At 66.1% G+C, this 7,092-nt stretch carries 7 protein-coding genes; all 7 read left to right on the forward strand.

The window, feature by feature from the left end:
- Nucleotides 1-123: 123 nt before the first annotated feature.
- A complete protein-coding gene (gene clpA / locus OXQ33_RS15200) occupies nt 124-2,442 on the forward strand; it encodes an ATP-dependent Clp protease ATP-binding subunit ClpA (protein ID WP_267435517.1) in 2,319 nt (772 codons plus the stop codon).
- Nucleotides 2,443-2,609: 167 nt separating this feature from the next.
- Complete coding sequence (locus OXQ33_RS15205) at nt 2,610-4,373, forward strand: diguanylate cyclase (RefSeq protein WP_267435518.1); 1,764 nt, start codon at nt 2,610-2,612, stop codon at nt 4,371-4,373.
- Entirely contained in the window at nt 4,373-4,549 is a 177-nt protein-coding gene (locus OXQ33_RS15210) for a hypothetical protein (RefSeq protein WP_267435519.1), read from the forward strand. The genes OXQ33_RS15205 and OXQ33_RS15210 overlap by 1 nt, the downstream gene beginning before the upstream one ends.
- A gap of 107 nt (nt 4,550-4,656) precedes the next feature.
- Nucleotides 4,657-4,896 carry an exodeoxyribonuclease VII small subunit gene (locus OXQ33_RS15215; protein ID WP_007406073.1) on the forward strand — a complete coding sequence of 80 codons (240 nt, stop codon included), beginning with the start codon at nt 4,657-4,659 and terminating at the stop codon, nt 4,894-4,896.
- A 3-nt stretch (nt 4,897-4,899) separates the two neighbouring features.
- Nucleotides 4,900-5,799, forward strand: a complete 900-nt coding sequence (locus OXQ33_RS15220) for a polyprenyl synthetase family protein (RefSeq protein ID WP_267435520.1) — start codon at nt 4,900-4,902, stop codon at nt 5,797-5,799.
- Entirely contained in the window at nt 5,796-6,299 is a 504-nt protein-coding gene (gene coaD / locus OXQ33_RS15225; RefSeq protein WP_267435521.1) for a pantetheine-phosphate adenylyltransferase, read from the forward strand. The genes OXQ33_RS15220 and coaD overlap by 4 nt, the downstream gene beginning before the upstream one ends.
- A 210-nt stretch (nt 6,300-6,509) precedes the next feature.
- The coding region (locus OXQ33_RS15230; protein WP_267435522.1) for a peptidylprolyl isomerase at nt 6,510-7,092 on the forward strand (583 nt) is incomplete at its 3' end.

The raw sequence follows: 7,092 nt of genomic DNA on the forward strand, positions 1-7,092 counted from the left end.
TCCGCCGCGCGACACGCTTTGTTCAGCGGTCGTGCGTTACACCCGCTTGATGCCGGGGCCTGCCATCCCGACATTGGTCGAAACGAAGCGCCCGTCCCCAGCGCCTCGTCAGGAGTATCGTAGATGCCATCTTTCGCCCCCGCGCTCGAGACCACGCTGCACAAGGCGCTGGAAGCCGCGACGTTGCGGCGCCACGAATATGCCACGCTGGAGCACCTCCTCCTCGCGCTGATCGACGACGAACACGCCTCCAAGGTGATGGAGGCATGCCATGTCGACCTGGGCGAGCTGAAGGCCACGGTCGCCCAGTATCTCGACACCGAACTCGACGCGCTGAAGGTCGAGGCGGCGACGGACCCCTCCCCCACCAGCGGGTTCCAGCGCGTCGTCCAGCGCGCGATCCTGCACGTCCAGTCGTCCGGCCGCGACGAGGTGACAGGCGCCAATGTGCTGGTCGCGCTGTTCTCCGAACGCGAATCCTATGCCGTCTATTTCCTGCAACAGCAGGATATGAGCCGCCTGGATGCCGTCAGCTTCATCAGCCACGGCGTCGGCAAGGGCGGCGCGACCAGCGAATCGACCCCGCCCAAGGGCGTCGAGGAGGAAAAGCCCGCCAAGCCGACCGAGAAGGGCAAGAGCGAGAGCGCGCTGAAGCAGTTCACCGTCGATCTCAACGAAAAGGCTAAGGCGGGCAAGGTCGATCCGCTGATCGGGCGCGGGCCCGAGGTGGACCGGACCGTCCAGATCCTGTGCCGCCGCTCGAAGAACAACCCGCTTTATGTGGGCGATCCCGGCGTCGGCAAGACCGCCATCGCCGAAGGCCTGGCGCGCAAGATCGTCGAGGGCGACGTGCCCGAAGTGTTGAAGCCGGCCGTCATCTACTCGCTCGACATGGGCGCTTTGCTGGCGGGCACCCGCTATCGCGGCGACTTCGAGGAGCGGCTGAAGGCGGTCGTCAACGAGCTGGAGAAGCTGCCCCATGCGGTGCTCTTCATCGACGAGATCCACACCGTCATCGGCGCGGGCGCGACCAGCGGCGGGGCGATGGATGCGTCCAACCTGCTCAAGCCCGCTCTGTCGGGCGGCACGATCCGCTGCATCGGCTCGACCACGTACAAGGAGTTCCGCAACCACTTCGAAAAGGACCGCGCGCTGTTGCGCCGGTTCCAGAAGATCGACGTGAACGAACCGACCATCGAGGATACGATCAAGATCCTCGCCGGACTTCGCACCGCGTTCGAGGAGCACCACCAGGTCAAGTACACCCCCGATGCGATCAAGTCGGCGGTCGAACTGTCGGCGCGTTACATCAACGACCGCAAGCTGCCCGACAAGGCGATCGACGTGATCGACGAAGTGGGCGCGATGCAGATGCTGGTGCCGGTCAGCAAGCGCAAGAAGACGATCACGCCCAAGGAAATCGAGGCCGTGATCGCCACCATGGCGCGCATCCCGCCGAAGAGCGTGTCGACCGACGACCGGCAGCAGTTGGAAACGCTGGAGACCGACCTGAAGCGCGTGGTGTTCGGCCAGAATGCCGCGATCGAGAACCTGTCCTCGGCAATCAAGCTGAGCCGCGCAGGGCTGCGCGATCCCGACAAGCCGATCGGCAACTACCTCTTCACCGGCCCCACCGGCGTCGGCAAGACGGAAGTGGCGCGCCAGTTGGCGACGATCCTGGGCATTCCGCTCCAGCGGTTCGACATGTCCGAATATATGGAACGCCATTCGGTCAGCCGCCTTATCGGTGCCCCTCCGGGCTATGTCGGCTATGACCAGGGCGGTCTGCTCACGGACGCGGTCGACCAGAATCCGCATTCGGTGCTGCTGCTCGACGAGATCGAGAAGGCGCATCCCGATCTGTTCAACATCCTGTTGCAGGTGATGGACAATGGGAAGCTGACCGATCACCACGGCAAAACGGTCGATTTCCGCAACACAATCATCATCATGACGACCAATGCGGGCGCCGCCGACATGGCGCGCGAGACGGTCGGGTTCGGCAACCTCACCCGCGAGGGCGAGGATGAGCAGGCCGTGCAGAAGATGTTCACGCCGGAATTCCGCAACCGCCTGGATGCCATCGTGCCCTTCGGTTACCTGCCGCCCGAAGTCGTGGCGCGGGTGGTGGACAAGTTCATCCTCCAGCTCGAACTCCAGCTGGCGGATCGTCACGTCCATATCAGCCTGGACGAGGCGGCGAAGAGCTGGCTCACCGAAAAGGGTTATGATCGCCTGTACGGCGCGCGTCCGATGGGCCGCCTGATCCAGGAGAAGATCAAGCAGCCGCTGGCCGAGGAACTGTTGTTCGGCAAGTTGGTCCATGGCGGCGAGGTGACGGTGCGGATGAAGGACGGCGCGCTGTCCTTCGCGATCGAGCCCGCCGCGCCGAAGAAGCCGCGCAAGAAGGGGGGCAAGCCCGCCTCGGTCGACGCGAGCTGATCCCGCTTTCGATAGGATCGTGGAGGAGGCCGGGTGGCGACACCCGGCCTTTTTCATGTTCCCTGATCCGGGGGATCATCCGAAACGGACCGACCTTTTACCGGAGGCATTCCGGACTTTAACCACATTTTTGGGCTTTTGCAGACACATGGCGGCCCATGAACGGCGTGGGTCGCATTAAAATCTGGGCATTGGTGCTGGCGATGTGGACCATCGTCTGGCCGTTCGCCTCCGCCCATGCCCAGGCGGGAGAGGCCATCGCCACCTGTATCCGCCCGATCGAACCGGGCCAGACCGCCGCCGCGATCCTCGCCCAGCCGCAAGGCTTCGATTGCCGCGACGATCAGTCTTCCTATGGGGCGGGCGACTTTTGGGTCTTGTCGCAACCTTTGCCCGCCTTGCCCGGCGATCCGCGCGAGCGGCTGACCATCGGCTTTGCCAGCACATGGCAGGACGCGACGACGCTTCATATCCTCTATGCCGACGGGCAGATCCGGCGGATCGCCTTCACCAGCGCGACGACATCGCCCTATCTGCTGCTGGGCCCGATGATCGCCGTCCCTTTGCCCCGCATGGCCGCACGACCGGTACGCATCCTGTGGGAAGCGCGCGGCGCGGCCAATATGCGCGGCGTGGTCCGGGGCGCGCGGCTGCAACATCATGCCGAGGCGCTGGAGATCGAGGGGCAGCTCAGCCTGCTCTACGGCACGATCATGGGGATGGTCGTCGCGCTGGCGCTCTACAATATCGTCCTGTGGCCCGCGCTGCGCCAGCCCTTGCAGCCGGTCTATTGCCTGTTGCTGTTCTTCATCACCGGCTATGCCCTGTGTTCGTCGGGGCTGATCGGCCAATGGCTGCCCTGGCTCGACAATAATGAGCGGCACCGGTGGAATGCGATCATGCTGGGCGGCGTGGCGCTGACCATCGTGATCTTCGCCCGCTATTTCTTCGAGCGGGAGGTGTTTCGCGGATGGCTGGACCGGATGGCGGTGGTCGTCTTCGCGCTGATCGCCGTTCCCAATCTCGCCTTCGCGCTGCTGGCGCCCTTGTGGATCCGCACGCTCGACGCGCTGGTCGTAGCGGGGTTCGCGATCCTGCTGGCGTTCCTGATCGCCGTTCTGGTGCAGGCATGGCGGCGGCGGAGCAACTTCCTCTGGGCCTTCGCCATCGGCTGGGGGACGCCGATCATCCTGGCGATGTTCCGGGTGCTCAACGCTGCGCATCTGATCGCCTGGCGCCCGTGGATCGACCAGTCGACGGTGTTGTCCATGGGAGCCGAAGCCCTGTGCGCCAGCCTGGGGGTCGCCTATCGAATCTATCTGCTCAGCCGCGAGCGCGATCTGGCGCGCGCCGATGAACGCGTCGCCCGGCGGCTGGCCGATACCGATCCGCTGACCGGCCTGTTCAACCGCCGCGCCTTTCTGGACCAGGCGATCGGGCGCAGCGGGCCGCAAACGCTGATCCTGGCCGATATCGACCATTTCAAGCGGATCAACGATGCCCTGGGCCATGACGGCGGCGACGAGGTGCTGCGCATCTTCGCCCGGTCGCTGGCCGATACGCTGGGCCCCGACATGCTGGTCGCGCGAATCGGGGGCGAGGAATTCGCCCTTCTCGCCGATGCCGCCCGTGCGCCCGATGCCGAGCTTCTGCTCGCCCGCCTGCGCGCCGCCAGCTATCCCATGGGTGCCAAGGTGACCGCCAGCCTGGGCCTGTGCACCGGCCCGATGGCCAGCGAGGAGGATTGGCGGCGCGTCTATCGCGAAGCCGATCAGGCGCTGTTCGCCTCCAAGGACGGCGGCCGCGACCGGGCCTGTTGGGGCGTGCCGCTGTCCGGCGACGGCTATCCACCGCCCCCCTTGCCCAATAACCGGCCCCGCCCTAGACAGGAGCAAGGGGAGAAGGGCGTGTGCGCGAACGGCGGATCTTGATGGCCATGACGATGCTGGCGCTGATCGCGCTGGCCTATCGCCACCCCACCGCCGAACTCCGCCTGATCACCCACGACATCGCCGACCGATCGCCGCGCCGCGTGCAGGCCGCGGTCGATCTGGGCCTGTTCGGCGTCTCGATCCTCTATACTTGGACCGTCGACCGGCTGCGCTGAGGTCCGATCCGGCGGGACCGGACGGCACCGGCCCGGTTTCGCGGGAGTGGATCAAACTACGCGCGAGCATCCTTGCGCGTGCGCCGGGCCTGCCCCATAGCGGCGTCATGGATACGCCCATCGAAGAACTGACGTTCGAGGACGCCCTCAAGGAACTGGAGAGGATCGTCGGCCGATTGGAAAGCGGCGAAGCGACGCTCGACGAATCGATCCGCCTCTATGAGCGCGGCGACCGTCTGCGCCAGCGCTGTGCCGAGCGGCTGGACGCGGCCCAGGCCCGGATCGAGGCGATCCGCCTGGATGCCGAGGGCAAGGCCGCCGGCACCCGCCCCTTTCAGGCGGGCTGAGGGGTGACGCTGACCGCCACCAATCTGCCCGAGGCGCTGGCCGAGGTCGCCGAGGATATCGACGCGCGGTTCGCGCAACTGCTCGCCGATCCGGGCGATCCGCGCGCCTCGCTCTACGCCGCGATGCGCCATGCCGCGATCGGCGGCGGCAAGCGGTTGCGCCCGCTGCTCGTCTTCGCGACGTCGCATCTGTTCGCGGTCGATCGCGACACGGCGGGCTGGGTCGCGACCGCGCTGGAGGCCATCCACGTCTATTCGCTGATCCATGACGATCTGCCCGCGATGGACGACGACGATATGCGGCGCGGTAAGCCGACCGTGCACAAGGCGTTCGACGAGGCGACGGCGATCCTGGCGGGTGACTGCCTCCATGCGCTGGCCTTCGAGATCCTGGCCGATCCGTCGACTCATCCCGATCCCTTCGTCCGGTCCGAACTGATTCTCGACCTCGCCCGCGCCTCCGGCCCCAGCGGCATGGCGGGCGGGCAGCAGATGGACCTGGAGGCCGAGCGGCAGGTGTTCGACCTCGCCACCGTCACCCGGCTACAACAGATGAAGACCGGCGCGCTGATCTGCGCCGCGGTCGAGGCGGGGGCGATATTGGGCCGGGTGCCGCCGGAGGGCCGGACCCATTTGCGCGGTTATGCCCATGACCTCGGCCTCGCCTTCCAGATCGCCGACGATCTGCTCGACGCCGAGGGCGACGAGGCAGCGGCGGGCAAGAAGCTGCGCAAGGACGAGCAGGCGGGCAAGGCGACCTTCCTCAGCCTGCTGGGTGTCGAGCGCGCGCGTGAGCAATGCCGGATGCTGGTCGCCCAGGCGATCGAGCATTTACGCGATTACGGCCCCGAGGCCGATCTGCTCCGCGCCATCGCGGCTTACGTCGTGGAGCGCGACCGGTGACCCGGATCGGCGTCTATCCCGGCACCTTCGACCCCGTGACGCTGGGTCATATGGACATCATCCGGCGCGGCGCGAAGCTGGTCGACCGGCTGGTGATCGGCGTCACCACCAACCCCTCCAAATCGCCCATGTTCACCCTTCAAGAGCGCATGGAGATGGTCCGGCGCGAGGTGGCGGACGTGGCGGGCGAGATTCATGTCGTCGCCTTCGATTCGCTGCTGATGGATTTCGCCGAGCGTGAGGGGGCCAAGGTCATCGTGCGTGGCCTGCGTGCCGTCGCCGATTTCGAATATGAGTATCAGATGGCGGGCATGAACCAGCAGATCAATCCGCGGGTCGAAACCGTCTTCCTGATGGCCGATGTCGCGCTGCAACCCATTGCCAGCCGGTTGGTCAAGGAAATCGCGATGTATGGCGGCAATATCGCCAAATTCGTCACCCCCGCCGTCCGAACCCAGGTGATCGAGCGGGTGGAAAGGATCGGCCGCAAGGGATCATAAGCTCCTCCCCGGCACGGGGAGGTGGCAGGGCGAAGCCCTGACGGAGGGGGGCTTCCTCACAGGGCCCCCTTTGCCGCACGCCCCCTCCACCAGCTTTGCTGGTCCCCCTCCCCGTTCCGGGGAGGATCATTTGCCCCAAAAGGTTCAGATTGGCGCAAGGGGCGATTTGCTCTACAGCCTCCCCATTCCTTTCCTTGTCGTAGAGATGTGATGCGCGTTCTCGCCGCTCTTGCCATGATGATGGCCAGCCTGATCGCCGTTCCGGCCCAGGCGCAATCCCAGTCCCAGACCCCGCCCAAATTCACCACCCCCGCCAAGGCGGCGCAGGTACTGGAGGCCAATGTCGCGGGCCGCCCTACCCCGCCGCCGGTCACCGACAAGGAGAATCTCTGGCTGCTCGACCTGTCGACCGGCGGGCGGGTGACGATCTGGCTGCGTCCCGATGTCGCGCCCAAGATGGTGGAGCGGATCAAGACGCTGACCCGTCGTCATTTCTATGACGGGCTGCTCTTCCACCGCGTGATCGACGGCTTCATGGCGCAGGGCGGCGATCCCAAGGGCGACGGCACCGGCGGGTCCGACCTGCCCAACATCCCCGCCGAGTTCAACTATCTGCCGCATGTGCGCGGATCGGTGGCGGCGGCGCGGGCCGACGACCCGAACAGCGCCAACAGCCAGTTCTACATCGTCTTCCAGCCGCGCTTCGCGCTCGACAAGAAGTACACGGTGTTCGGGCGCGTGATCGACGGCATGCAGTGGGTCGACCGGATCGAACGCGGCGAGCCGCCCGCGA

The sequence above is a fragment of the Sphingomonas sp. GM_Shp_1 genome, assembly GCF_026540895.1.
Taxonomy (GTDB): Bacteria; Pseudomonadota; Alphaproteobacteria; order Sphingomonadales; family Sphingomonadaceae; genus Sphingomonas.

Excerpts from the sequence above, each read along its gene's own strand:
- clpA (WP_267435517.1), top strand. The coding sequence starts at position 124 with ATGCCATCTTTCGCCCCCGCGCTCGAGACCACGCTGCACAAGGCGCTG.
- OXQ33_RS15210 (WP_267435519.1), top strand. The coding sequence starts at position 4,373 with ATGGCCATGACGATGCTGGCGCTGATCGCGCTGGCCTATCGCCACCCC.
- OXQ33_RS15215 (WP_007406073.1), top strand. The coding sequence starts at position 4,657 with ATGGATACGCCCATCGAAGAACTGACGTTCGAGGACGCCCTCAAGGAA.